Below are 26677 nucleotides of genomic sequence, written 5' to 3' on the forward strand. Positions count from 1 at the left end.
CACCTCCCTTATCTATTGTGAAGCAGGCTGCCGCCAGGTCCTATACCTTAAATCGGACGATGCTCTGCTTCGACTCGTTAACGGTCAGCTGGAACACATCAGGACGGCTGTAATGGCCGACTGCGTCAAAGTCAAACCGGCTCTGCGTTACCAGTGCCATGTCCAGCTCGGCCATAATAAGGCCTTCTTCATCATACAAAGGCTGGGCGACATATTCGCCCAGCGGCCCTACAACTGCGCTGCCGCCACGGCACAGCACCTCCGGATCGCCTGCGATATTGTCATAGCCGTATAAATCCTCGGGATAGGTCGATTTTGTTGCATATTGATTGCTGGAAATGACGTAGCAGCGTCCTTCGCAGGCAATATGCCGGAGGGTAGCCTGCCATGTGTCGCGGGCATCAGCAGTAGGCGTGACCAGAATATCGATACCTTTGGCGTACATGGCCGTTCTCGCCAAGGGCATATAATTCTCCCAGCAGATCAAACCGCCAATACGGCCAAAAGGCGTGTCGATCACCGTCAAGGTGCTGCCGTCCCCTTGCCCCCACAGCAGCCTTTCGGCTCCTGTCGGCATCAGCTTCCGATGCTTGCCCAGCACGTCCCCGTCCGGCCCTATATACAGGATGGTGTTGTAAAGCGTAGCGCCGCTGAATTCCCCGTCGCGCTCAACCACTCCGATAACCAGATAAAGTCCGGTCTCACGGGCAATCTCGCCTAGTCGAAGCGTATCCTTGCCCGGAATATCGACAGCGCTCTGCCAGTATCTTGCGAAGTCCTTGCGGCCTTCCATCGTTCGGCTGCCGACCCGGGCGCCGAAGGAAAGCCCTCTCGGATAGCCGGCGACAAAAACCTCAGGAAACACAAGCAGACGGGCATCTTGAGATTGCGCTTGCGATGCGTAATCGGCGATACGCTCCAGTGCCGACTCCTTGTCAAATAGGACCGGCGCCGCTTGAACGACTGCAATCCGTACATTTTGCCCCATCCTGACCATCCTCTCCTGCAAGCCCTTATTCATGTCTGTTGAAGATGCAATTCTATTCGATATGCCCCTATCATAGAAGCAAATGACCCCCTTGTAACCAGCCAATTGGATCGGAATGAACCCATCCATTTGAGACGAAATGATGAATTGGATGGTCAATTGCAAATCCAATTGGCAGGCTGTATGATAGCTTGAACCGGCTATGATTCGTTTGTATCGTTCAAAGCCTGTATTTTATTTGTCAAAGGTGTGACTTCTAGATGTGGAAACCTGACCGGCATTCGAAACAGCCGATATACCGGCAAATCGTGGAGCATTTGGAGCGGAGTATTGCATGCGGCGAGCTTCCTCCGGGCAGTCTGCTTCCGTCCGAGCGGAAAATGGCGGAGCAGCTGGATGTAAACCGCAGCACCATTGTACAGGCCTATGAAGAGCTGCGCGCATCCGGATTGCTGGAAAGCGCTGTAGGCAGAGGCACCAGCGTCAACCGCACCAAATGGGGGCTCACTCCATCCCATACGCCAAATTGGCGGCAGTATACGGAGGGAGGAGCCTTCCTGCCCAATCTCCCGCTGATGCGGCGTATCCGCGAAGTCGTCCGTCATGACGCGAATTTGATCGATATGGCAAGCGGCGAGCTTTCGGCCGATTTGTTTCCCAATGAACTCGTCCAGGAGCTTCTGCGGGAGCAGCCCTTTACGGAGCATCTGGGCTACGATCATCCTCAGGGCAGCCCGGCGCTGCGCATGACCCTGGCACGGTTTCTTGGCCGCCGGCACGGGATTGCCGCTACGGAATCCTCCATATTGATTACATCGGGTTCCCAGCAGTCCCTGTACTTGATCACCCAATGCCTGTTATCACCGGGAGATGCGGTAGCAATTGAGGATCCCTCCTACTGCTACTCCCTGCCGATGTTCCAGTCTGCGGGCCTTCGCATATGCCGGCTTCCAGTTTACAAAGACGGCATTGACCCGGAGGATGTCGCCAGGCTGTACCGCGAGCACCGGATTCGAATGGTCTTTCTGAATCCCAATTTCCAGAATCCCACCGGGAGTATTCTCAGTCTGACGAAGAGGAGACGTCTTCTGGAAATCGCCGCAGAACTCAGGATTCCCATTGTCGAGGACGATCCTTTCAGCCTCACCTCGATGCTGCCGGAGCCTCCACAGACGTTGAAAGCACTGGACAAGGACGGCATCGTGATGTATATCGGCTCCTTATCCAAAATTGCCGCCTCCGGCCTGCGGATTGGCTGGCTTGCCGCCCCGCAATCTGTCGTCAGCCGGCTCGCGGATGCCAGGCAGCAAATGGATTTTGGGCTCAGCATCGTGTCGGAATGGCTGGCGGAACAACTGATGCGCTCCGGACGTTTTGAGGACCACATTATCCATTTGCAGATGGCGCTGCAGCAGAAGCGGGACGAGATGATCGACGCCCTGAACAAATATTTGCCGGATGCCGTCACCTTCGACCTTCCGTATGGCGGTCTGAACCTGTGGTGCAAAATCAACCGGAAGGTAAATGACAGCCGTCTGCTGGAGGAAGGAATCCGCAGCGGAGTCGTATTCGTCCCCGGAACTGTGTATGGATCAGAGGAAGGTTATATCCGGCTCAGCTACGCCAAGCCCAGGCTTGAGGATATAGAACCGGGGATCAGGGCTTTGGCCCGTGCGCTGCTTGGACAGTCAGCTGTCCGCTGAGCTCCTTCAGTAACAACCGGTAATTTCCTCCCTCCGAAATAAGCAAAACTTAAGCCAAATAAACGCTTACTTATATTTCAAATAAGCCTTTCGGAACTGCATCCGAAAGGCCATAGAAATGAAGGAGGGATTCATTATATCTTATTCCCGGCAATACGGCGGAGCAGATCGTCCCTTACATAAACATAAGCATGCTCGTCATTGGTTCTGGCATAGAACCGCAGAGCATCAAGACCCTTGCACAGCAGAGCCGAGAGAAACCTCTCTTCAAAATGCCTGATCTCTTTGCCTTCGGCTTGACAATGCTTATAATAAAGCTCGGGAAGCCTGACATGCGGCGACCACAAATCAAAGGTGGCCAGGTCGAACATATAATCGCCATACATCGCCATTTCCCAGTCAATCACGCCAGTCAAGCGCGGCCCGTCTGCGATCAGATTTCCCGTATGAAAATCGCCATGAACCAGATAACGTTCCTCCTGGCTGTACGCAGCCAGCCTCATCATCCTGCCGTATAAGGCATCGAACAGTCCTTTATCCAGGAAACTCCCTTCAAACAGACTATGCCAGCCCTGCCAGAATCCCGGCTCTTTCTCATCGAAGGACGATTCCAGATGCGCCTTCCAGCTTGCTTGGCTGCCATTGCCGGAAGGCAGAATCCATCCGAACCCCTGTGTCTCCCCCACATTCAGCTTGTTTATCCCGGCAAAAAGCTTAATCAGCATGGATTGGAGCAGGGGCAGCTGATCCGCATCATATTGAACCAGGGTCTTTCCCGCAGCTCGCTTGGAGATCGCGAAGTACATGCCGTTAACAGGACCGATTTCAATAATTGCCGGAATCGGCAGCTCATCTGAACCGAAATGGTCGGACAGGTAACGCTCTTTTTGAAATCCGCTCTCCTGGGCATTAAAACGAACAACATAATCCTGCTCCCTGAACCGGAAGAAATATGCGCGGTTGACCTCTCCCTGTTCAATAGCCTCCAATCCTGAAACAGGCTCTCCCCAATAATCCTGCAGAAAAGCAGCGGCGGACTGGCCGTCCATATCAGACTTGATGACAGACATATAAATCCCTCTTCTCTTTTTATTAAATGTCAGTTATTTGGTTAAACGGTAAATCGCGGGTTGAATCCCTTTCAGACTGATCCGCATCAGCTCCGTACAGTCAAGCCCGTATTGCTCCGCTGCCGAGCGAAGCAGTGCGCCGTCTTCCGCAAGAAGAACAGCTCTGCCCGCCGGGTCAAGCAGCCTGGACATTTCCCTGAGCAGAGCGCCATACAGCTCCTGTAATGACTCGCGCTGGCCTATTTGCCTGCCAAACGCCAGGTTGCTGATTATCGTGCTGGCCCAGCCGTTGTCAATCGGCAGATTCCTTGCATCCCATTGATGGATAGCTGCCGGGAACCTACCTGGAAAATTATCCCTGCTGGCCTGAACCGCATTCGCGGAACAATCCCCTCCCCTGATTTCCCGAAGAGGATAAGCCAGGCGTTCGCCTACTAAAGTTCCGGATCCGCAGCACGGGTCGATGATGCGGTCGGCAGGCTGCGGCGATGACAGCCACACAAGCGCGTGGGCAATGGTTGGGCGAAGAGCACCGGGAGTGAAGATGCGGTCCCTGGAGCGGTATCTGAAGGTTGAATCCGTCATACGGAATGAAAAAACAGCCGCATCATCATCAATATCCAGGCGAAATTCGCAGCTGTGACTCTCAGGGCTTCCCTTTCTCCACCCGGGATAATGCCTCCCGATGCCGCACATGGCCGCCTCAGCCGCCTCAAACCGGCTGTAGCTGTGCGCACCCTTCCGGCTGGCATTGACCACGAATCCCGCCTCGCGCAAGCCGGCGGTATCTGCAAAAGATAAATCGCATGCCGCGATATTCTTCAGCAGACTGGGCAGGTCCGAACGGTGCAACCCAATGGAAAAGCAGCAGATTACACGGTATATATTATCTGCGGTGCGCAAGGACAAAAGATCGCAGGCGGGCAAAGCCGTTTCAAAAAAGATTTTTCCTCGTTTAATCGACTTGATTTGCGCCTCCGGAATTTTACGGGTCATTTCATCAGCCAGGACGGCTTCTATTCCGGGGAGCGCCGTGGCCATATAACGAATTCTCTTCATGCTGGGTTCCTCCGATATGAAAAATCGGAAAACCGGCTGAACGCAAAAAAAGCCGCAAATGAACAAATGTCCATTCACAGCTCAGGCATACAACGGGTAATAACTGAAATAACCCTGTTTATTTGCAGGAGCAACCGATTGACCGTAATGTTCAAGACATTTCCGGTATCCCAATCAAGCCATGAAAAATCAATCCGGCCATTCGACCGAATCTTCTCATCTCAATTTGGAAATACCGTCTATTCAGTTTATTAGGACTGAACAGCTGTCAAGAATACGGTCATCATCATCACGGCAAACTACCTCCTGCTTCAACGTACTTTTTATTCTATAGGAAACGCTTGCAGCAATCAAGATTTTTTGAGATAACGCCTATAGCCAAGCTTTCCCAATATAAACAGGACACTTCCTGCCAGGACAATAAATATGAACATGTAGACCTCTTGATTCGGACTCTCCACCCGGCCAAAGGAAACCTCGCTTGCAGCCGGCTCCACCGTATTATACGCCTCGGCAATGTCAGGCACATATTTCATGGTCATGTAGACGCCTTGTCCAATCTGCACCGCCAAATAAATAACGGCGAGCGCAGCCCCTGCCAGTAGGCTTTGCAGAATGGTCCTGATCAATTCCCCCAACTCCTTTACGCAGATACCAAAAGTTACTTTTACAATTGTACCACAATCTGGGATTGCTCACCTTCAAAATCCTGTAGAGACAAGGACTATAACGGGAATAATAAAAAGCCGCAGGCTCAATGGCCGGCGGCTGCTCTATTGAATCGATTGGAATTACCAGTTGTTCAACGTATCCGTCAGAACAGGGACGATTTGCGATTTGCGCGAAACAACGCCCTTGAGGATTGCTTTATTGTCGGCAAGCTTGACGTTATAAGCTTTTTCAACAGCACCGGATACTTTGCCTAGCGCAAGCGCAACAGAATCGTTATTGAGAATGTCGGTCACAACCAGCAGGAACAGGTCGAGTCCTTTATCGGCGATAATGCCGCTCAGTGCATCTTCAAGCTCGGCTTGACGGGAAATCACATCATTGGTATCCACAGCGTTTACTTGAGCGATTTCCACTTTATAGCTGCCCATCGTAAACTCCTTGGCGTCAAGGGAGATCAGTTGAGCGATCGTTTTGTCGCTAAGGTCCGCTCCCGCTTTGAGCATTTCCAGGCCGTAGCTGTCAGCGTCCACGCCGGCAATCTCGGCAAGCTCTCGGGCTGCCGCAATATCCTGCTCCGTGCAGGTCGGGGATTTGAACAGCAGGGAATCGGAGATGATGGCAGAGAGCATCAGACCGGCAATCTCTTTGCCGATTTTCAAGCCGTTTTCCTTGTACATTTTATTGAGAATCGTCGCTGTACAGCCAACCGGCTCAGCGCGGTAGTATAAGGGCTGGCTTGTCTCGAAATTGGCAATACGGTGATGGTCGATAACCTCCACAACGCGAACCTGATCAATATCGGCAGCGCTTTGCTGGCGTTCGTTATGGTCAACCAGGATAACGCCGGAAGCTTCACCGGCAACCGTCTCCACAAGACGGGGTGCTGCGGTGTTGAAATGTGTCAACGCATATTGCGTTTCTCCGTTCACTTCACCGAGGCGAACGGCTTCAACATTCAGACCCAGCTGAGTTTTCAGATCGGCGTAAGCGATTGCGGAACAAATAGTGTCCGTATCCGGGTTTTTGTGTCCGAAAATAAGTATTTTTTCCATGGTTGTTCTCCTTAATAATGAAATTTTTGACGAGATCCCTTATATTATAACGAATTATTCGCCTTATTCCTATGCTTTATGTAAGAAATTGAAGAGCGGTTTGTTCACACTTCAGACGATTATGAATGCGCAGTCTGTTTCGCCGGTTTAATTACGGTCCCGTAAATCCATTTGAGAACGTCGCCATATACCTGCTCACGGCCAATTTCATTGAGGATTTCATGCCGCATGCCTTCATACAAGGTCATCCCCAGCTCCATTACCCCAGCTTTTCCGAATGAACGGTAGGCTCTTTTCACTGTTTTGCCGTAGGCGCCAACCGGGTCATTCTGACCGGAGAGCATGACAATGGGCAAATTGCGCGGCATGTGCCGGATGTTGGATTTCTTCGTAATGTAGAGCAGTCCGTCAAACATATCCCGAAAGCCGGCGGCTGTAAAAACAAATCCGCACTGCTCGTCATCAATAAAACGATCCACCTCCGCTTCGTCGCGGGTGAGCCAGTCCTGGAGCGTTCTTGCCGGTTTAATCCGGCGGTTGAAGGATTTATAGGTCAGCTTATTGAGAAAATGACTGCGGTACATGCAGCCCTTGGTCATGATCTCCCATGCCGCAATCCCTCTCCCCAGATGAAGCAGCACCCGGGGCTGATGCGCCGTTCCGATCAAAATCATACCGTCCAGCTCCTCACCGGCTATAATGGCATAATGCCTGGCGAGAAAGGACCCCATGCTGTGCCCGACCAGCGTCAGCTTCAAATCCGGATGCTCGGATCTGGCCAGGGCTGTCACACGCCTCAGATCGCTCACCATGCCCGCCCAGCCGTTCCGTTCTCCGAAGAAGCCGAGCTCCTCCCGCTTCTCCACCGACCAGCCATGACCACGCAGATCGCTGGCGTACACAACCAGCCCCCGGCCCGTCAAATATCTGGCAAAATGCTCATAGCGCCTCGCATGCTCGCAGGAGCCATGGATCAAATGAATCAAACCTGTGATCTCTTCGCCTTCATCCGGCTCCCATTTGTACAGATGAATAGATTCTCCCGGCAATTGATGATGAGTGCTTCTCATGCAGAATTCCTCCGTTCTTAGAGTACTCCGTCTTTATTTTGCCGTTATTTTCAGCATTTCAGTCTGAATAATCAACTCCTATTCAGCTGCCAAAGAAAAAGACCAGGATCTTGATCCCGGGTATCCAGTACGCAACCCGCTTCATGCTAACCCCCCTTAAATTTATCGCGTGCGTGACGCACAAATCAAGCTTCCGGAACAAAAAAAGATGTCACCGTGTTTAGCGGCGACATCCCGTTTATCTATATAAAACGCAAGTGGCCGGTGATTAACCGGAGAGCAGGTAGAAAATTCTGCAGAAGCAGTTTTCTCCACTATTCAATCGTCATCGTCATTATGTTTGTCGTCTTTCTTATGTCCGCGGCTTCCATTCTCCCGGTCACGGGGATGATCATCATCTTTTTTACCCCACGGGTTATGCCATTTTGGTTCCTTCTGATCCTTATCCGGGTTCTTGTGTCCCTTCTGATCCTGATTCTCAGCGTTGTCATCGACGTGACCGCCATGCGCACTGCCGCTAGATGTGCCCGGCGGATCCGGGAAATCCATGACCGGCTCGCCCTGCAGCGCTTCAGTCATCAGCACCTGAAATACGGCAGCCGCAGCTTTGGAGCTTGTGGTTAAATAATGATCGGCGTCCGTATGATCGTATCCGAGCCATACCGCTCCCACCAATTGAGGCGTGTAGCCGACGAACCAATTGTCCTTGGCTCCCGCGCCTCCGGTTCCCGGCATCTCCGTCGTTCCCGTCTTCCCGGCAGCCGGACGGCCAGCCAGTGCGGCGGCTTCCCCCGTTCCATCCTGCACGACCCCTTCGAGCTCTGCTGTCATCATACGGGCGATAGCAGGATCGGTCGTCTTCTCTCCGGTTATATCTCCTGCATCAGCGAGAACCTCGCCGCTCGCAGTCTCGATCCGGATAATCGAATGTGCCGGCATACGGGTACCGTCATTGGCAAATACCCCAAAGGCTTCGGCCATCTGAAGCGGGGATACGCCTTCCTGCAGACCGCCCAAAGCAAGTCCCAGCGTTCGGTCGGCATCCGTCAGCTCAAGCCCGAACCGGGCCGCCGCATCCATCCCCGCATCAATGCCCATATCGTTAAGCAGCCGGACCGCAGGAATATTATAGGACTCGGTAATCGCCTCATGAATCGTCACCTCGCCATGGTAAGTCCCTCCCGCATTCTGCGGCTGGTACCCCCCGTAATTAACCGGTTCGTCGACGATTGTGTCATCCGGGCGGTAACCCTTCTCGAAGGCCGGCGTATAGACCGATATCGGCTTCATGGCTGATCCCGGCTGCCGCTTCAACTGAACGGCACGGTTGAAGCCGCGGAACGGCTGCTTGCCCCTGCCGCCGATAAGCGCCTTGATGCCGCCATCGCGGGGATCGACCAAAACGGCTCCACTCTGGATCAATTGATCCGCCGCGCTTGGCGGAAACAGCTCCTCCTGCGCATAGACTTGTTCAGCCGCCTGCTGCATACGCGCATCCAGCGTCGTATAGATCCGCAGACCGCCATGCAGAATTTCATTCTCTGTCAATCCGTATTTGGCGGACGCCTCGCGAATAATCTGATCGACATAATACGGATATTTCAATGCCGTATCCTGCTTGGATGCGGGATTCCGCAGTATGATCACTTCCTTCACCGCTTGACTGTAAACCTCCTCCGTAATCCGGCCTTGGTCCTTCATAAGCTGGAGCACGACATTGCGCCGCGCTTTGGCCTGGTCCGGTTTTTTGTAGGGAGTAAGCGCAGATGGGGCCTTGACAAGGCCTGCCAGCAGCGCAGACTCCGATACTGTCAGTTCCGAGGGGGATTTGCCAAAATAGGTTTCCGAGGCATGCTTGATCCCCCATGCCCCTTCTCCGTAATAAATCTGGTTGACATACATCTCCAGAATATCGGACTTCTTGTAATTCTCCTCTATCTTCTTGGCGAGCAGCACCTCGTTCCACTTGCGGGACCATGTGCGTTCCTGGGACAGGAACACATTCTTGGCCAGCTGCTGTGTGATGGTGCTTGCGCCCTGTTTGGTTTCTCCGGACGTGAGATTGGTAAAAAGCGCACGGCCGATCCCCCAAATATCCATGCCGTCATGCTCGAAGAAACGCTTGTCCTCGACCGCCACCACAGCATCGATGAATGACTTGGGCAAGCTTTCGTAACGGACGGCTTCGATGGTGCCAAGAGCGATCCGGCTGGCCTCCTTGCCGCTCGCTTCATATAGAATAGTCGCCGCAGGCAGCGGCTCAGCCAGCTTTGAAATATCCTGCTCCGCAACCATCATGCGGAAGATCTCCCAACCAGCCGCTGCCAAAATACATGCGATCACAACTGCAATCATTAACACTTTCCAACGTGTATGCTTCGTCTTGTTCTTCATAACCGGATTCATTTGCTGCCTCCAACCTTGATGTCCCTTTTGCCCGTTCCTATAAAGATTCGCAGGAATCCGCCATTTTCAGTACGTTCAGGTTGTTATCGATGTGCATGGCGTTCATGCATGCGGCTTGAGGATGTGGTTATCCCCCGGGATGCACCGCCGCACAGCGCTCTGCTGCCTGTACAGGGCGCAAATGAAATACACCCGATGCCATCGCGGGGATGACATCAGGTGTAATTATTATTGTTATAGCCCTGTTCGAGGAGGCTGCATTTATAACCGGGCTAGCCCTTGATTGCGCCGGCTGCAATCCCTTTTATAATATATCTCTGCATGAACAGGAAGAACACGATGATCGGAATCATCCCCATTACGGCATAAGCGAAGGCCAGATTCAGATCGCTGCTGTATTGGCCAAAGAAAAAATACTGCTGCAGCGGAATGGTGCGGTACGCCTTGTCCTGCAGAAACAGCAGCGGCAGCAGGAAGTCATTCCAGATATACAGCGCATTCAGCACAATGACAGTCGCGGTGACCGGCTTGAGCAGCGGCATAATGACCTTGATGAAGATACCCGGCGTCGAGCAGCCGTCAATACGGGCCGCCTCCTCGATTTCCCTGGAGATGCCGCGGATGAATCCGGTATAGAACAGCACCCCCATCTGTACGCCGAGACCTCCGTAGATAAGCGTGATTCCCCAGTGCGTATTGATCAGATGGAGCGTCTTGCCCATTTTGTACAGCGGCAGCATCGTCACCTGGAAAGGCACCATCATTCCCGAGAGCAGAATGACAAAGATCGCATTGTAGAACGGCTTGTTCCTTCTGGCGATCGAATAACCGGCCAGCGCCGAAGAAATGATAATCAAGGCCACGGAGATGACGGTTACGATCAAGCTGTTGGAAATGGCCGTCGGATATTTCGATGTATCCCAGGCATGCACGAAATTGGACAGGTTCAAACTCGACGGCAGCGCGTAAAAGGAAACGAACGTCTGCTGTGAGGTTTTCAGTGACATAAGCAGCGCGACATAAAGCGGGAACAGGAACACAACCGCCAGAATCGCGACGAGGACGAAGACTGTTATTCGGGATGCTTTCATATCAGAATTCCACTTCCCGTCTTCTGAAGATGCCCAGCTGGACAATCGTAACGATGACCAGGATGAGGAAGAAAATCATCGACAGCGCCATTCCGTATCCGGCTTTGAAATTGGCGAACGAGGTTCTGTAGATGAAGGTCGTCATCACATCGGTGGCAAAGCCCGGTCCGCTGTTTGTAGTGACGAATACAAGATCAAACACTTTGAGCGCTCCTGTCAGCACCAGCAGCAAATTGATGGTGACCGAAGGCGCCAGGAGCGGCAGCGTCACGCTTCTGAACGTGCGGAATGCGCCCGCCCCGTCAATCCTGGCGCTCTCGATCAATTCGCCAGGGATGCCCTGAAGCCCGGCGATATAAATGATCATCGGAGAGCCGATGCCCTGCCAGACGGCGACCACGATCAGCCCAAACAAGGCATAATCGGGATTGCCCAGCGGACTGGTGACGTCCAGCCCGAAATAGGCAAGCAGCTTGGGAAAGCCGTTGCTGTAATTGTAGTTCCATACAAATCCCGACAAGACGACGGATATAACGCTTGGCAGAAAGAATATCGTTCGGAACAGATTCCGGAATTTCAGATAGGAATCAAGCAGCAGGGCGAGCAGCAGCGATAGAACATTAACGAGAATGGTGAGGATAAACGCATATTTGAACGTGTTCCCGAGTACTCTCCACAGATCGGAATCCTGAAGAGCTTGCACGTAATTGTCCCAGCCGATATAAGTAAGCTTGGGTGATATTCCGTCCCAGCTTGTAAAGGAATAGCGGACTCCGAGCAGCAGCGGAATAAACACCGCGATCAAAAATAAACAGATCCCCGGTACAAGGAACAGCAAATACCATGCCTCGCCGCGTATCATTCGTTTCAGGTTTCCCATAGGCCAAGTTCCCTTCCTTAAAGCTGACGGCATAGGCATCTCGCGCCTATGCCGTCAGCTGCTGTTTGCATCTGTTATTTATGGTTTTTGGCAATCCAGTCGTCAATATTTTTGATGACCTGATCCTCGGTTTCCTTGCCGAAGAACAGATTCTGCATATCCTGACCGAGCGGAGTCAGCCAGTCGATTGTCGTACGTGCCATATAACCTTGAGAATCATAGGTTTCGCCATTATCGAAGTAAGGCTTCAAATCATTGATGGCCGGCGCAATATCAGTCGACGAGCCTTTTACATAGCTCAGGGAGTTGATGTTCTTCACCCATGCGTCGCCGCCCTCTTTGCTCGCCATGAAGGCCAGGAATTTCAAGGCTGCTTCCTTATGCTCGGACTTGCTGTTGACCGCGAGCGACGCATCCGGATTGAATTCCAGCTTGTTCAGGCTTTCGTCATTGCTGAACGGGTAAGGGAAGACGCCCATTCCGCTATTGTACAAATCGGGATTTTTCTTCTGGATATCAGCCAGCGGCCATGTGCCGGAGTACAGCATGGCGGCTTCGCCCTTGGCGAAGAGATCCACGCTGCCGTTGTAGTCTACGCCGAGCTGGTCCTTGTTGCCGTATTGGTAGAGCTGCATCGCATGCGCCAGTGTGGTTTTGATCGCCGGATTGTCAGCGAATTTGGCGGCGCCCGTCTCGATTTTGTCGAAGAAGTCGGGAATGTTGCCTACAAGCACCGTGTTGCTCGGCAGATCCCGTCCGATCCACATATTAAGCGTCCACAGATCCTTCCAGCCCAATGCGAAAGGCGTTTTGCCGGAATCCTTGATTTTCTGGGCTGCCGCCATCAGCGCGTCATAGGTTCTTGGAATTTCAATACCCAGATCGCTGAAGATTTTTTTATTATAGTAAACAGCGATTGGTCCTGCATTTACAGGCATAATGTAGTTTTTGCCGTCTGTTGCCTGCGCCTTCAGTACGCTGTCATCGAAGTTTGACAAAAAGTCCTTGCCAGTCAAATCCTCCAGATAACCGCCGTCCGCGAACAGCTTCGTTTGGGCGCCGGAGTTCAGGGTGAACACGTCAATGATATCCCCGCCGGCCATCTTGGTTTTGAGCAGCGTGTAGTAATCGTCATATTTGACAGGCTGCACATCGACTTTAATGTTCGGGTTCTCGCTTTCGAACTGTTCGACGATTTTGGCGACGCCGTCGGTCACATCGCTCTTGAAGTGCATGAACGAAATGGTGACAGGCTCATCGCTCGCAGCAGGCTCATTCGCTCCGCCATTGCCGGCGCCGTTGTCCGGTGCTGCCGGGGTATCTGCAGCAGGCTGCGGATTATTGTTGCCGCTTCCACATGCGGACAGCGCAAGCATCAGAAGAAGCGCGCAGATGCCAAGGCTTAAAAACTTTTTCATTTCGTTTCCCCTTCTCTTGTTTGGTTTGGGTTGAACGTGAAATTCCCCGTTCTGCCTTTATCTTACTTCCGCTCTGGTACGGCTGGTAATAAAATAAATTGTGCTTCCGATGTTCAATATTTTGGAGCATCATGTTCCAGGGGCATGATGCTCGCGGTACTCGGAAGGCGTCCGGCCGGTGAATTTCTTGAATACCTGGCTGAAATAACGCTGGTTCTCGTAGCCTGTAAGCTCGGCGATTTCGTTGATCTTGCGGTCGGAGCCGCCGAGCAGCTCGCATGCTTTTTCCATCCGCTTGCGCGTGAGATACTCAATAAAATTCTCGTTGGTCACGGTCTTGAACAGCTTGCTGAGATAGCTAGGGTCCATATGAAACCTTGTTGCCACATCGATCAGGCTGACATCCTCAAAGTAGTGCTCATCCATAAACTGCACCACTTCCCGGATTGTATGAACAGATTCCGATACACCCAGACTTGCCCCGTAGTGGCCCAGCGCCTCCGCCAGCTGGTCCAGAAACAACCGGAGCTGCTCCGCATCCAGAATAACCGCAATAGCCCTTGGATCAAAAAGCGAAGGATGGGCCGCCCCGATGCCTTTCAGCTCCGAAGCGGCGATATCCAGTATTTTATGAAGATCCCGGTGGATGCCCTGGATCGTGATTACGGGATCAGCAGCAGCCTTGCGCAAAAAAACCTGCAGCAGCCTGCTGCTCTCCGCCGCTTTGCCTGCAGCGAAGGCCTGATGGAGTGTTTTCAGGTCAAATGAAGACAGCAGTTCCCCGTTCGTTGTCCCGGCAGGACCGGCGGCGGAGGATATACTCAGCCCGGAATAATTCAACCGATTCCGGAACAGCTCGTCTTTGGCTTCACGAAAGGCTTCCGGCAGTTTGTCCAGTTCCCGGTAAACCGAGCTGATCCCGGCAGCAACATCCGCTTTGAGTATCGAGTGCACGGCATGATGAAAGGCCGCTACCAGTTCCCGGCTCCGATTGTCGTCAAAGACTTGCTCGGGAAGGATCAGGCAAATCCGCATCCGGTCGTCGGACTTGTACACCAGAGGCGGGCTGCCTTGCATCGCCCCGGCGATGACTTCATTTAATATATTTTCGACGCTGAACATGAACAGGTCTGCATTGCCGTGGAATTTGGTAGCGGAAATCTCATTGAACTGGCGAAACATGCAGATGGCCAACCGGTAGCTTCCGGCTGTCCGGGATATCTGCAATTCCTCCGCCTGCTTGCGGATATCCGACAAATTCGTGATGCGTCCGCCTGCGACATGCTGCAAGAATTCTTCACGGCGCAATTTCACGATATCCTGCGTTGATTTCTTCTGCTGCTGAAGACTTGAATAGTTGCGGCAGGCTTCGATCGCCTTGACCATCGCGTCTCTCAAATCGGCAACGGATATGGGCTTCAGCACATATTCGCATGCCTGATAGGTCAAGGCTGCCTTCAAATATTCGAATTGAGAGTATCCGCTCATCACGATCGTTTTGATTTCGTTATAATGCTTGTACAGGTTCTCCAGAAACAGCTGCCCGTCCATAATAGGCATATTCATGTCCGTCACCACGATATGCGGCTTATTGATCCGGATCAATTCAAGCGCTTCTTCCCCATGCTTGGCCTCTGCAATGACAATGACATCCAGACCAAGCTCGCTGATCATCTTGCTGACGGATTTCCTCCCTACAGTCTCGTCGTCTACCACCATTACTTTGTACAAGCTCAAGCCCTCCGCTTTCTGTAAGGGATTCGTATCCGGATTGTCGTACCCAATCCGGGCTCGCTGTCAATCTCCAGTCCATTCGGACCGCCGTATACGAGCCGGATCCGTTCATGGACATTTTTAAGCCCGATGGAAATGCCGGAGAACACATCAAGCGACTTGCGGTCAAGTCCGGACCGCAGCGCGGCCAGCTTGTCAGGGGCCATGCCCGGACCGCTGTCTCGAAGCGTAATGATAACGGAATCCCGCTCGTGGATGGCACCGACACTGATCCGGAGTTGATCGCTCATCTCTTTGTCCCAGACATGCACAATCACATTCTCCATGATCGGCTGGAGCACGAAGCGGATAATGGAGCAGTCCATTAAATCCGGCTGCACGTCAAAATCCGCCGACAGCGCATCGTCAAACCGGAACTGCTGGATATATAAATAATTGTTCACATGGGTAAGCTCCTGCCTGATCGTCGACTCCATATTGCCTTCATAGAAGCTGTAGCGGAACATATCCCCCAGCGCGCGGCACATCTCATGGATCTCATAGTCTCCCAACAGAACGGCCTTGCCGCCTATCGTTTGCAATGTATTGTACAGGAAATGCGGATTGATCTGCATCTGCAAGGCAAGGATTTGCGCTTCCTTGCTGCGCAGCTGCATCTGGTAATCCTGCTCGATCAGATCGCGGATTTTCTCCGTCATAAAATTGAAGTTGCGCGTCAGCTCTGACAGGTCGTCCCGGTACTTGTAAGGCTTGAGGCTGACATGAAAATTGCCTTTGCGGACATCCTTCATCGCCCTGCCCAGCAGCTGGATCGGCCTGGTAATGTACTGCTGCGCCAGGATGGAACAAAGCAGGATGACCAGCATCACGAACAGGAAGGCTCCGACTGTAATATGCAGCGTATTTTTACGGTTTTGCGCCATTTCCGTGCTCGGATAAACAATTGTAAGTCCCATATTCGCATGATCGAGATAGGACGTGCTGACAAGGAGATTCGGCGTTTTGGAGAAGCTGATATCATAATCGTCGTTCACGTACGGGTTGGCGGGCCGCTTGAACGCAGCCACGACATCCGCATACTTATCGTTTGTCCGATAGAACGCCTCCCCGTTGGCATTTTGCAGGACAATGACGTTGGGCGGACGGTTGTTGGACTCCACGATTTTCGTCAGCTGCTTCTGCTGGATGTAGAAAACGAGCGTGCCGTATTTCTCCTTATAGAAAGGATTGTAGATCGTTATCGCGTAAACAAAAAAATTCTGCTTCATGGTTTCGTCATAATAGGAAAGCATCATCGATTGCTGGAACGGCAAATCGAGCATCTCCTTGTAGCCCGGAATGCTCTTGAAATCAATCTGGTCGTAGCTTCCGGCAATGGACCAGGAATCCTTCAATGTATTGTCCCTGCCGTAGATCATCGTCCTGATGATATCCTTGTTGTTGTTCTGGATGAGCGAATAATAGTTCTGCAGCGTGTCCTTCAGATTAATGAAATCGGGGTCGCCATAGTTGACGCCATGCTCCATCAGACCGATGATCCGGGCGAACTTGTACACCTGAAGCGCCGATGTCGCGATATTATGAAAGTATTGATCCAGATATTTGGACAAATAGACAGCATTCTGATCGGAGCTGCGCAGCATCGTCCGTTCCAGAGAACGGGTGCTCGTCTCATAAAAGAGATAAGAAAGAATAAGCATCGGGATCAGTGAAATAAGGACGCTGCTCAAGACGATTTTGGTGCGGATGCTTCTGTTGATGAACAGCCATTTAAACATGAGCCTTCTCCCTGTCCGGCCTCGTACTGCCGCACAGCCTTCCTGCAGCAGCCAATTGTTCCGGACCTTTGCCCTGCCGGGCAGGTATGCTCATTGTCCCGTCTTTCATAAATGCCCCTCCCTTGAAGCGGTTCCCAACATTCTACAATTCCCTCAACGAGGAAACAATAAAACAATTTGTGTTTAGGATGTTCAAAATCTTGACAGATACACATTTAATTTCTGCTGTGCTGCCCATTTTAAACAGACCTTTCCCATAATAAACGGATGGCGAATAAAAGAGCAAGATTGCAGCAGCGCATATTTTGATTATTTATGGTTTAATAAAGCTATACGAAAGGCGGGAATTTTTGCAATGACGAATAAAATGAACATGATAAAATGGTCCGACCATATAAGCAGCATGCTCCTTTATCCTCCGAAGCCGTTCAGCTTCGATGCTGCACTCGGTTATCTCAGCCGCTCCTCCAAGGAATGCATGTTTGCTATCCAAAACGGACAGGTCACCCGGCTTGTTCCGGTGGATGAAAAGCATGTGCTCATCCGGATCTCCGGGGAGGATAACGCAGCCGTACGCATCGAGTTCCTTGGCGATGCTCCGCTTCCGGAGGCTCATGCGCGTGAAGCCGTCGCCGCCTACGTGTGGGAGTGGTTTGATCTGGACAGCGATTTGACTCCCTTCTATGAAATGGCTGAGAGGGACCCTCTTCTGAATCGGGCCGTGACGGAGCATTACGGACTGCGGATTATCGGAATCCACGATTTATTCGAGGCTTTATGCTGGGGAGTTATGGGGCAGCAGATCAATCTTGCTTTTGCCTATACGCTGAAAAAAAAGTTTGTCGAAACTTTCGGTGAATCCGTAGAATGGGAGGGCCGCTCTTACTGGATTTTCCCCAAGCCATCCACGATTGCGGGTCTCTCCGTCGATAACCTCACACCGCTTCAGCTCACGGGCAGGAAATCCGAATACCTGATCGGTATCGCATCCCTGATTGCCGGCGGACAGTTATCCAGGGAAAAGCTGCTTGAGCTCGGCGGACTGCAAGCGATTGAGAAAGAGCTGGTCGGCATCCGGGGGATTGGCCCCTGGACGGCTAATTATGTGCTGATGCGCTGCCTGCGGATTCCTTCGGCCTTCCCTATTGCCGATGTGGGGCTTCATAATGCCATCAAGCATGTTATGCAGCTCGAGCAAAAGCCTACAATTGCAGAGATCAGGCAGCTCTCTTCGGCTTGGGGAGATTGGCTTTCCTATTCAACCTTCTACTTGTGGCGGATGATAGATTAGTCACACAAAAAAACCGGAAATCCGTTTTGTGGCGGAAGTCCGGTTTTTTTCTGCTGTAAAGTCCGTTTTATGCGTAAGGCTCAGGGCTGTTTGACCTTCACCCATGACTTGCGCCGGTCACTTTCAACAATGGCCTCATTGATCAGCATAATATAATGGCCATCCTCCATGGATGCGAATGTTCGGGGATGTACGGCAGGCTCGCCCTGCCCGGCGCGTTCCACCGCGTCATAGAAATCAATAAACAGATTTTTGACGCCATCTGGCCAGCCCTCTTCGTGGCCTCCGGGATAATGCACCATCGCAGCAGCCTCATCGGACAGCTCTTCCCGGTCGCTGCCAATTTCCCGATTCGAGGAGCCGCGCCGCCCGCTCCACAGCCGGTTCGGCTGCTCCTGATCCCACTGCAGTGACTCCGATGCGGCGGAAATTTCAAAGTAAAGCTTGTTTTTCCGCCCGGCGCTTACCTGTGAAACTGTGAAGACCCCTTGTGCGCCGCCTTCCATATGGATCATGACAATCCCGCAGTCCTCCGTATGAACAGGCACCTCCTTGTATGTCTCCTGTCCATTCTCCCCGGTCAGCACCTTGCGAACCGGATAGACAGTTTTCAGATCGGCAAAAACCTCCGTGATCCTCTCCCCGGTCACATGCTGAACCAGGTCGCACCAATGGGAGCCGATATCGGCAATCGCTCTCGTTGCGCCGCCGCGCTCCGGGTACATGCGCCAATTGCTGTCCGTCTCCTCCAGCAGCCAATCCTGCAAATACCCGCCTGTCACCAGATGGATCCCGCCGATTCTTCCCTCGGCTATGCGACGCCTGGTCTCCGCGACCAGCGGATAATGGCGGTAATTATAGCATACGCCGCTAATAACAGGGGTCGCCTTGGCGAGGGCCACAAGAGCCTCCGATTCCTTGCTGTCCATAGCAAGTGGCTTCTCGGAGAGCAGATGCTTGCCTGCAAGCAGCGTCAGTTTGTTGATTTCATAATGAAGGTCATTGGGCGTGCAGTTGTGCACCGCTTCAACCTCCTGATCGCGGATAAGCTCTTCCGCGGAGCCGTAGGCCCTGGGTATTTCATATCGTGAAGCCACTTCCAAGGCCCTCTCCAGATTGCTTCCCGAGATCGCCACCACCTCAACATGCGGCAGACGCCGAAGCGCCTCCAGATGAAAGCTTGCAGAAAATCCGGTCCCAACAATGCCAATTTTGATTTTTCCCATCACGGTTCACCCCAATCTCCACTCAGGCTAAATTCCCTCTATTCAACGCTGTTCCCATAATCAGAGCCTCCACGAAAGAAGCAAAAACCGCACCCACGCGAGTTGGCAGGAGCGGTTCCTTATTTTCTGACTTCATCATCCTAGCAGCGGATGATCAGATGGCCGCATTCTGCAGAGAACGTATGCTCTCAAGGCAGATCAGCTCTTTGCAAATGCCGGCTATCGAATCAGCGGTCAGCGCTTCCCGCTTTTGTGAAAATTGTTCATACTGCATGCGTGCTATGTCATCCTCCGGATAGCGGTCGAGGTAGATTTCAAGCTCAGCCAGCGTATCTTCCACTTCCTGCAGCGCATCCTTCTCATCGACTGTGTTCTCCGGGAGCGTATCCCATAGGTTCATTGCGTTATTCATATATTGTTACCTCCTGATAATAGATGGTGAAGTTGTCCCTCCTTCTATTACCACATTATTGCGGCTTCAAACCTTCTTCCGGCTGAATATCCGAATCCGGGTCGACAGTCCCGTCCGAGCTGCCGAAGCTCTCCACTTCCTTCCAGGCATCCGCATTATCGAATCGGCCGGCATGATTCTGACGGTTGGCGCCAGCCCCCTTCGGCGGCGGAGTCATAATCTGTTCTTCCACCGGCCGCTCTTCATTAAGCCCGGGACTGGAAGCATCCTTGATACAGGTTTGTGCGGTCGGGAGCGCCTGCAGGCGTTCATACTCTATAGTCTCGCCGCATTCACGGCATTGACCGTAAGCCCCTTCCTCCATCCGGACGAGCGCTTCGTTCACTTCTCTCAGCTTATTCTCCATCGATTCGTCGACAGCCATGTCCCGCCCCCGCTCAAAGGTTTCCGTGCCCAGATCGGCCGGGTGATTATCGTAAGCGGATAATTCCCCGGTGGAATCCGTCATTGTGCCCCTCTCATCGGCGTCTTCAAGCCTGAAATGACTCTCCAGCTCTTCCTTTTCCTCCACAAGCCTATGCTTCAGCTCTTCCAGCTGCTTTTGCTTCAAATATGTCATATCGGGCTTCCCCCTAACAAGGAATTCGGAATTCCGCCAAAGCGGATGCCGTTCTCTTCCTTACCCGTTAAGAGCAGCCGGCTAACAAGCTAGATGATGCTCGACGCGGCCAAAGCTTCAATCAGCCGGACGCCATAAGCCCCGTGTCCAGGCCAGCGTACCGCCGGGAACAGCATCCGGGCCAATCTTGTCCGCCGGAATGCGGATCTCTTTTTCTTCCACTTCAATAACAGCAAATTCCGCCTCATACCGCAGAAAAACCGCCAGGCGTCTAATCACGCATTTCTCATTATCATCCATTATGCCAGGCCTCCTTTGACGAAAAACCCCTCGGTGTCACCGGATCCATAAGTTTTTCTGGCCGCTCCAAAACAGCCCTGGACCGTTTGGTCCACGATCCGGACGGCAAGAACAGGCCATCTGCACATGGGCAGTTGCAGCGAATAGCCATCTTCCCCATGTCTTGAGGATCGGTGTCTACACCTCTGTCACTAGTTTAACCGCTGTGCCTGGCTTACTCAATCGCAGGCCTATAATCGGCAAAAATAACTAAAAAAGTCCGCGATTTAGGGCTGTTGTCAACAGCCCTAAATCGCGGACTTTAATTCAGACTAGTTCATGCCACCCGACACAAGCGAATGATAAATGCCACCTGCACTGTCACAGTGAAGGTGGCGAAGCAGCTTTGAACTCCTTCAATGTGATCACTTCATCTTAGCAGCAAGCTGACGGCGATACTCCAGCACAGGCAGTCCACCCCAACCCCAATTCTCGGTGTCAACCTCTTCGATAACGACGAAGGTAGCTTCTAACGGCTTGTTCAGAACGTTAAGCAGCAGCTCGCTGGCCCCTTTAATGAGCGCAGCCTTTTCCTCCGCCGTAACAGACTGACGTTCTGGAGCGGTGCCCTCGCGGGTCACTTGGATCGTAACGATTGGCATGGATATTCTCCTCCTTTTGTATCTACTGCTGCATTTGCTTAGTGACCGGCATTCTGACCGCCATCGACATGAAGAATCTCACCCGTTACGAAGCTGGCTGTCTCCAGATACAAGACGGCATCGACGATATCATGCGGCTCGCCCATGCGTCCCATAGGATGAAGCTTGGCCAGGGCATCGTGGGATTCGACGGGATGCATCGGCGTTTTGATGTGCCCCGGAGAAACTGCATTCACGCGGATCCCACTTGAAGCATACTCGATCGCTAATGATTTCGTTGCCGAGACCAGCCCCCCCTTCGTCAATGAGGCGAGTACCGAAGAAATGCCAGCTACCGGTTGGTCAACCAGACTTGTTGTAATGTTAATGATATGTCCCGTTCCCTGTTTCAGCATCTCTACCACCGCGCGTTGGGTAACATGGAAGAATCCGGAAACATTAGTGGATAAAATCATTGTAAAGTCTTCTTCCGAATACTCCGTAAATGGCTTAGCCATGAAGATTCCGGCGTTGTTAACCAGAGTATCAATGCGTCCAAAATGAGCCAAACCTTCGTTGATTAAGCGCAGCGCGATCTCGGGATCTGCAATATCACCTGCAACAAAACGTACTTGTTTTCCTGTAGGATCAATTTCTTTTGCAGCCTCAACCAGCGCTTGTTCACGACGTCCATTGATAACTACATTCGCTCCCCGATTCACCAGCTCAATGGCCATCGCTTTTCCAAGACCGCTGCTGCCGCCAGTTATGACTGCTACTCTTCCCTGAATATCCATGTGTTAGTTTACTCCTGTTTATGAAATTTTAATTATGCCTGATAAATAGCCTGCATGTGTGACCGCAATAAGTGATGATTATTATGATTGTTCTAAGCCGTTCTTCATGGATTTAGCAACGGATACGGTGCGTTTTGCCTGATGTTCGGCAGCAGCGCGCACGTCTTCCTTCATCGCTCCATTTTGATCCACTGTCACACTTGTGCCATACGGATTCCCTCCGGCAGCAAAAATCGATGGATCAGTAAATCCGGGCGCTGCCACAATCGCACCCCAATGGTACATCGACGTGTACAACTGAAGTATCGTTTGTTCCTGTCCGGCATTCGGATTTTGGGCGGAAGTCATGGCACTCACCACTTTATTCACCAGTTTGCCCTTTGCCCAAAGACCGCCTGCCGTATCGATGAACTGTTTCATTTGAGCTGGAAGATTACCAAATCGGGTCGGCATACTGAAGATTATCGCATCGGCCCATTCCAGATCTGCCAAAGATACGGTTGGGATATGTTTGGTCGCTTCAAGATGAGTTTTCCAGGATGGACTGCCGTCAATAACGGATTGTGGCGCAGTTTCCGGTACTTTTAAAACTTTCACATCCGCCCCGGCTTGAAGACCTCCATCCGCTGCCCATTGGGCCAATTGAAAGTTAGTTCCATTTGAGCTGTAATAGATGACGGCTAAATTCACTTTTGATGATGACATCGATTTAATCTCCTTTTTCATTCGTTTTTGAAATATACTCATTGGTATCGCTCCAAACTTTATTTGTTGTCGGCCAAACCAATATCCGCCGATATGATTCCTGTTTTTCATTTGTTCCCGAAAAATGCGACGTTCTTCATAAATATACTTTCTTGTTTGTTAACCAACGCCCCGTCAAGCTCTGTAATTCGTTTTAATTCAATCCATTCAGGATCGTTGCGAAAACGATCATAATTAAGGTTGCGCATTGCCAAATCAGCATGCTCAACAACATAATAGAGGCGGTTATTTGCTTCATCTGAATCTTCCCAGAATTGTGTGATTTTCATATTGTGTTTCATGAATAATGGAATGACATGATCTCTGAACCTATTTTGGATAACCTTCATTTTGCCTGGATTAACATCATAAATTCGCAGCTCATACAGCATCTTTTCACCTCCTCCATTTCCTATTTCATCTATCTATTAAAAGGTAGATTATACTTGTAAAAATATCCGCCTTTTTAAGTTAAAGCGGATATTAATTCATCGGCAATCCTGTCAAACCTGCTTACATCCCGAAAACTTCTGGCAAGTAATTGTGCACCTTGAAGCGATGCAAGAAACTGATGGGCTCGAACTTCCGCGGTACCTTCGAAATTCAGATGTCCTCCGGCCCGCCCCTGATCCAACACACGTTCCAACCACTCCAAATTGGCTGCGAAAAACTGAGCGACCCCTTCTCTTACATTGCCTGATAACGTAGCCAGGTCAGTAGAGAGCATTACGCTCAAACAAGTACAATACTCCTGCACAGGAGCATCGTAAAGTAAAATGAATTTGCGCAGTTTTTCCAAATTGTCCTGTGTGTCGGTATCAATTTGAGCGACTGAAGATATAAAATTTTTGTAATACCGTGCTATCAGCGCTTCTCCCAAATCCTCCTTGTTAGGGAAATAGTAATGAATACTGGCAGTACGTATCCCTACTTTTTCTGCAATATGCGCATAGCTGAATCCGTTGAACCCGAATTCCTGAACAATTGACTGGGCAACATCCAAAATAAGCTCTGCTGTATTTTTATTTTTGTTCATGTTTGTCATTCTACCTTTTAGTAGATAGTCTGTCAACCCCGGTTAACCCCGGATTGATTCCGACTGCTGCTCTATGAACGTCAAACGGTGTCGCCTAGCCATAGGCAATACTCAATCATATCAAAACACACGGTATAAATGGAATGCGATAAGTCAATACTTGAGACACCTCTGCGAGGAAAGGAGCGCTGCGCGTAGATGGAGACAACGGAAAAAATCACGGGAACCCAACTGGGCTTTTTACTATTTACCTTTGTCATTTCCACAATCATGTTAACCGTTCCCGGTATTATGACCATGTTCGGCAAACAAGATGCCTGGATGTCGGTTTTCCCTGCTTCTCTAACAGGCTTAGTAAGCATATGGGTGATGATTACCCTTGCGAATCGTTATCCGGGTTTGACGATTATACAATACAGTTCAAATATCGTCGGGAAATGGTTAGGAACATGCTTGGCAGTGAACTACATTTATTATTGGTTCGTTTCAATTTCGACGATTATCATGCAGCATGCCGAGTTTATCAATACGCTGCTATTGCCAAAAAGCCCTTCCATCGTAGCGAGTCTGGTGTTCTTGATCTTATGCGGGCTGGCCGCCATTGCGGGAATTGAGGTCATCTCAAGATGTAATGAGTTTATTACGGTAATCATTCTGTTTTTTTTGATTCCGCTCTTGATTCTGACAATCGGGGAAGCGAATTCCAATCAACTAAAGCCGATTTTGGGAGAAGGAATTCTGCCTATATTACAAGCTGCAGTCAGCCCTGGAGGCGGATATATGAATCAACTCTTTATTCTCGGATGGCTCCTGCCTTATTTGAATCAACCGAAAAAAGCCCGCAAGGTTTCGCTGATTGCGCTTTCCGGCATTGTCGTGCTTATTTTTATCATTGTAATAGTAACAATTATGGTCCTCGGTCCATTGACGGGTAAACTGACCTTTTCTTTTCTAAGCGTCATCCAATATATCGGTATTGCCGGATCCTTCGAACGTCTGGAGGCAATCGCCGTTTCAATGTGGGTAATGGGTTGCTTTGTGAAGGTATCGGTATCGTTGTTTATATTATCCCTTTGCATAACCCAGCTTTTCGGAATGAGAAGTTACCGCGAAATCGTATTTCCCATAACGCTGTTGTCCCTCATTGGATCGGTCTGGATTTTCAAAAACGGATCGGAGCTTCTTAATTATCTTGCTTTTACATTCCCGCTCCTGGCTTTTTTCAACCAAAGTTTCTTACCGCTGTTACTTCTGGTGATAGACACGATAAGAAGAAGAGTGGAGAATTCACGGCTTTAACAGCATTTTCCCGATGGGTTCAAAAATAATTTTGAAAGGGACAGCAAAGCCTGGCAGGTCGACCCGCGCGATTAATAAGGAGCCGATAATAGCTGCTGCTCCCATTAAACCACCGTATACGGCTGCTTCTTTGTTTTTTTGCTTGCTTAGCAAGGATTGTATTCGAAATAAAGACCATACCGCCAATATAAGTACATAACCCGCTATTTGCACGATCATTTTTTGAGCTCCTTTTCATTCAATTGCAGAGGGGGCCCCCCCATGCCGGCTCCGTTTAAACTTAGCTTTGCAACAATGGTAACGTCTACCTGAGGAAACTTCTTATCCCATTGTTCCTTCAACGATTTCCACTGTTTCGGCTTATTGCGGTGGATTTCTTGGCCGAAACCCACGCTATCTACTTTGTAGCGCCCTTGGACTTTGAATAATGCATCCCGAACTTGTTTCTCAACTGCTGCCTCCAATACTCGCTGCACAAGCTCGAGATTCTTCGGCCGACTGATATCCAGGGGGGTGTTATTTTCAACGAGACTTCCTTCCCCCTGCAATTGAATCTTCATTTTGATGTTATCCCCGTTTATATCGAAGGCAATTCTTCGCTCTGCATGATTTAACAACATCCCGACCATTCCGCCGCCTTCCGGCAAATAGGCGTCGACCCTGCCGTTCTTCATCCGATCGGTAACCCAAATAAATCCATTGGTTTCATTTTCGTTTAAAAACCCGACTACTTTTAAATCCTTTAAAATGGCAGACCCCGCGAGCTGAAACAGGTCGTTTTTGCTTTTTTTTGTTCCTTCCGAATAATCCTTGGCCTCGATAACGCCCATAACCGGACTGATGCCTTCGCTTGATGCCGCGATAAAAAAGTCACGCAAGGTAACCGCCAATTCGCTTTCCAGACTTTCCATTTCCTTGACCGCTTCGACAGGCACTTGTTCAAAGGGGTAATTCGCTTCGAGAATTTCTCGTCCTTCGCCTCCCTTTACCATCATGATATAGGTTCTTAACCGTTGGCGCGGATCGTGATTGAAAATGTCAAGAATATCGTTGATCCCATGTCTGCCTAAGGATTCGCCTATAAAAATAACGCTGCGATGGGCGGTAAATAACCGGCGGGAACTTTTTTTCTGAATCTTGTGAAACGCTTCGTCGGCATTCTTTCCCGCGGCGGACAAAACAAAAAAATTTTCTGGCTGTCCGCCTCCTTCGCTCCCCGGCCCCCCCAGGCCGGAAGATGGGATTGCAATCTGTACCGATAATAAATACTCCCCGTCATCCGTCAAGTCAAATGCCGTGCCCGAAATGAACGCAAGGTCATTGATCTCCGTTCGGTCCCAACAACCGCTTGTCAGCAATACAGTAAAAAGTAAGCCGATGTATAGAAATGCTTTCATTCTGAAGTTCCTTTC

General features: G+C 50.9%; 26 protein-coding genes. 3 read left to right on the plus strand and 23 right to left on the minus strand.

Annotation, left to right across the window (positions count from 1 at the left end):
* Window positions 1-40: 40 nt before the first annotated feature.
* Window positions 41-997: a carbon-nitrogen hydrolase family protein gene (locus tag AC0YNV_RS08355; protein WP_475767492.1), complete on the minus strand. Its 957-nt coding sequence runs from the start codon at window positions 995-997 to the stop codon at window positions 41-43.
* Between the two features lie 251 nt (window positions 998-1248).
* Between AC0YNV_RS08355 and pdxR the strand changes: the two genes are divergently transcribed.
* Window positions 1249-2691, plus strand: a complete 1443-nt coding sequence (gene pdxR, locus AC0YNV_RS08360) for a MocR-like pyridoxine biosynthesis transcription factor PdxR (RefSeq protein WP_475767494.1) — start codon at window positions 1249-1251, stop codon at window positions 2689-2691.
* A gap of 134 nt (window positions 2692-2825) precedes the next feature.
* On the opposite strand, the gene AC0YNV_RS08365 is transcribed toward pdxR, so the two are convergent.
* The 11 genes from AC0YNV_RS08365 to AC0YNV_RS08415 form a co-directional block, all read right to left on the minus strand.
* Window positions 2826-3761: a phosphotransferase family protein gene (locus AC0YNV_RS08365; protein WP_475767496.1), complete on the minus strand. Its 936-nt coding sequence runs from the start codon at window positions 3759-3761 to the stop codon at window positions 2826-2828.
* 33 nt (window positions 3762-3794) lie between these two features.
* The gene (locus AC0YNV_RS08370) at window positions 3795-4820 is read right to left on the minus strand and encodes a THUMP domain-containing class I SAM-dependent methyltransferase (protein ID WP_475767498.1); all 1026 of its coding nucleotides are present in this window, start codon (window positions 4818-4820) and stop codon (window positions 3795-3797) included.
* Window positions 4821-5170: 350 nt separating this feature from the next.
* Window positions 5171-5449 carry a cytochrome b family protein gene (locus AC0YNV_RS08375; protein ID WP_475767500.1) on the minus strand — a complete coding sequence of 93 codons (279 nt, stop codon included), beginning with the start codon at window positions 5447-5449 and terminating at the stop codon, window positions 5171-5173.
* 162 nt (window positions 5450-5611) lie between these two features.
* A complete protein-coding gene (locus AC0YNV_RS08380; protein ID WP_475767502.1) occupies window positions 5612-6544 on the minus strand; it encodes a manganese-dependent inorganic pyrophosphatase in 933 nt (310 codons plus the stop codon).
* 119 nt (window positions 6545-6663) lie between these two features.
* Window positions 6664-7614 carry an alpha/beta fold hydrolase gene (locus tag AC0YNV_RS08385; RefSeq protein ID WP_475767504.1) on the minus strand — a complete coding sequence of 317 codons (951 nt, stop codon included), beginning with the start codon at window positions 7612-7614 and terminating at the stop codon, window positions 6664-6666.
* Between the two features lie 318 nt (window positions 7615-7932).
* Complete coding sequence (locus AC0YNV_RS08390) at window positions 7933-10020, minus strand: transglycosylase domain-containing protein (protein ID WP_475767506.1); 2088 nt, start codon at window positions 10018-10020, stop codon at window positions 7933-7935.
* 272 nt (window positions 10021-10292) lie between these two features.
* Complete coding sequence (locus AC0YNV_RS08395) at window positions 10293-11111, minus strand: carbohydrate ABC transporter permease (protein WP_475767508.1); 819 nt, start codon at window positions 11109-11111, stop codon at window positions 10293-10295.
* Between the two features lies 1 nt (window position 11112).
* On the minus strand, window positions 11113-11991 hold the full coding sequence (locus tag AC0YNV_RS08400) for a carbohydrate ABC transporter permease (RefSeq protein WP_210039741.1): 879 nt from the start codon (window positions 11989-11991) through the stop codon (window positions 11113-11115).
* Between the two features lie 74 nt (window positions 11992-12065).
* On the minus strand, window positions 12066-13409 hold the full coding sequence (locus AC0YNV_RS08405; protein WP_475767510.1) for an ABC transporter substrate-binding protein: 1344 nt from the start codon (window positions 13407-13409) through the stop codon (window positions 12066-12068).
* Between the two features lie 129 nt (window positions 13410-13538).
* Window positions 13539-15140 (minus strand): helix-turn-helix domain-containing protein, encoded by a 1602-nt coding sequence (locus AC0YNV_RS08410; protein WP_475767512.1) that lies wholly within the window; start codon window positions 15138-15140, stop codon window positions 13539-13541.
* A 2-nt stretch (window positions 15141-15142) separates the two neighbouring features.
* A complete protein-coding gene (locus AC0YNV_RS08415; protein WP_475767514.1) occupies window positions 15143-16921 on the minus strand; it encodes a sensor histidine kinase in 1779 nt (592 codons plus the stop codon).
* A 355-nt stretch (window positions 16922-17276) separates the two neighbouring features.
* Here AC0YNV_RS08415 and AC0YNV_RS08420 point away from each other — a divergent pair, with 355 nt between their 5' ends.
* Window positions 17277-18212, plus strand: coding sequence for a DNA-3-methyladenine glycosylase family protein (locus tag AC0YNV_RS08420; RefSeq protein WP_475767516.1), 936 nt, complete (start codon window positions 17277-17279; stop codon window positions 18210-18212).
* 80 nt (window positions 18213-18292) lie between these two features.
* Here AC0YNV_RS08420 and AC0YNV_RS08425 read toward each other — a convergent pair whose 3' ends face one another.
* From AC0YNV_RS08425 to AC0YNV_RS08465, 9 genes are all read right to left on the minus strand, one after another.
* The gene (locus AC0YNV_RS08425; RefSeq protein WP_475767518.1) at window positions 18293-19438 is read right to left on the minus strand and encodes a Gfo/Idh/MocA family protein; all 1146 of its coding nucleotides are present in this window, start codon (window positions 19436-19438) and stop codon (window positions 18293-18295) included.
* Window positions 19439-19592: 154 nt separating this feature from the next.
* Complete coding sequence (locus AC0YNV_RS08430) at window positions 19593-19850, minus strand: hypothetical protein (RefSeq protein ID WP_475767520.1); 258 nt, start codon at window positions 19848-19850, stop codon at window positions 19593-19595.
* Between the two features lie 55 nt (window positions 19851-19905).
* The gene (locus AC0YNV_RS08435; protein WP_475767522.1) at window positions 19906-20469 is read right to left on the minus strand and encodes a TraR/DksA C4-type zinc finger protein; all 564 of its coding nucleotides are present in this window, start codon (window positions 20467-20469) and stop codon (window positions 19906-19908) included.
* A gap of 117 nt (window positions 20470-20586) precedes the next feature.
* The gene (locus tag AC0YNV_RS08440) at window positions 20587-20769 is read right to left on the minus strand and encodes a hypothetical protein (protein WP_475767524.1); all 183 of its coding nucleotides are present in this window, start codon (window positions 20767-20769) and stop codon (window positions 20587-20589) included.
* 404 nt (window positions 20770-21173) lie between these two features.
* The gene (locus AC0YNV_RS08445) at window positions 21174-21410 is read right to left on the minus strand and encodes a tautomerase family protein (protein WP_475767525.1); all 237 of its coding nucleotides are present in this window, start codon (window positions 21408-21410) and stop codon (window positions 21174-21176) included.
* A gap of 38 nt (window positions 21411-21448) precedes the next feature.
* The gene (locus AC0YNV_RS08450) at window positions 21449-22186 is read right to left on the minus strand and encodes an SDR family NAD(P)-dependent oxidoreductase (protein ID WP_475767526.1); all 738 of its coding nucleotides are present in this window, start codon (window positions 22184-22186) and stop codon (window positions 21449-21451) included.
* Window positions 22187-22267: 81 nt separating this feature from the next.
* A complete protein-coding gene (gene wrbA, locus AC0YNV_RS08455; RefSeq protein WP_475767528.1) occupies window positions 22268-22933 on the minus strand; it encodes an NAD(P)H:quinone oxidoreductase in 666 nt (221 codons plus the stop codon).
* Between the two features lie 65 nt (window positions 22934-22998).
* Window positions 22999-23322, minus strand: a complete 324-nt coding sequence (locus AC0YNV_RS08460; RefSeq protein WP_475767530.1) for an NIPSNAP family protein — start codon at window positions 23320-23322, stop codon at window positions 22999-23001.
* A gap of 74 nt (window positions 23323-23396) precedes the next feature.
* The gene (locus tag AC0YNV_RS08465) at window positions 23397-23966 is read right to left on the minus strand and encodes a TetR/AcrR family transcriptional regulator (RefSeq protein ID WP_475767532.1); all 570 of its coding nucleotides are present in this window, start codon (window positions 23964-23966) and stop codon (window positions 23397-23399) included.
* Window positions 23967-24164: 198 nt separating this feature from the next.
* Here AC0YNV_RS08465 and AC0YNV_RS08470 point away from each other — a divergent pair, with 198 nt between their 5' ends.
* On the plus strand, window positions 24165-25265 hold the full coding sequence (locus AC0YNV_RS08470; protein WP_475767534.1) for a GerAB/ArcD/ProY family transporter: 1101 nt from the start codon (window positions 24165-24167) through the stop codon (window positions 25263-25265).
* Here the strand turns inward: AC0YNV_RS08470 and AC0YNV_RS08475 are convergent.
* Together AC0YNV_RS08475 and AC0YNV_RS08480 are read right to left on the minus strand one after the other, a co-directional pair.
* Window positions 25254-25484 carry a hypothetical protein gene (locus AC0YNV_RS08475; RefSeq protein WP_475767536.1) on the minus strand — a complete coding sequence of 77 codons (231 nt, stop codon included), beginning with the start codon at window positions 25482-25484 and terminating at the stop codon, window positions 25254-25256. The two genes, AC0YNV_RS08470 and AC0YNV_RS08475, sit on opposite strands and share 12 nt — an antisense overlap.
* Window positions 25481-26662, minus strand: coding sequence for a Ger(x)C family spore germination protein (locus AC0YNV_RS08480; protein WP_475767538.1), 1182 nt, complete (start codon window positions 26660-26662; stop codon window positions 25481-25483). The genes AC0YNV_RS08475 and AC0YNV_RS08480 overlap by 4 nt, the downstream gene beginning before the upstream one ends.
* Between the last annotated feature and the right edge of the window lie 15 nt (window positions 26663-26677).

Source organism: Paenibacillus sp. JT31N11 (assembly GCF_056269285.1).